At 39.9% G+C, this 353-nt stretch carries 2 rRNA genes; both read left to right on the forward strand.

The window, feature by feature from the left end:
- Window positions 1-59: ribosomal RNA gene (locus ACYQ73_RS28300) — 16S ribosomal RNA — on the forward strand; the annotation flags it as partial.
- A 182-nt stretch (window positions 60-241) separates the two neighbouring features.
- A 23S ribosomal RNA gene (locus ACYQ73_RS28305) occupies window positions 242-353 on the forward strand; the annotation flags it as partial.

Here is a 353-nt window from a genome sequence, read left to right on the forward strand (position 1 = left end):
TTGGGGTGAAGTCGTAACAAGGTAGCCGTATCGGAAGGTGCGGCTGGATCACCTCCTTTCTAAGGATATTTTCGGAATACAAACCTAGGGTTTGTAAGATTACGTTTTGCGTTCAGTTTTGAAGGTTCATTCTTAATGAATGAAATACTTCAAAACTTGTTCTTTGAAAACTGGATAAAACGACATTGAAATTGTAACAAACACATTTATTTTTTAAGTTTTTTTATAGGCTTAATAACTTGGTTAAGTTATTAAGGGCGCACGGCGAATGCCTTGGCACTAGGAGCCGATGAAGGACGGCACTAACACCGATATGCTTCGGGGAGCTGTAAGTGAGCTTTGATCCGGAGATT

This window comes from Lysinibacillus sp. CTST325 (genome assembly GCF_054665055.1).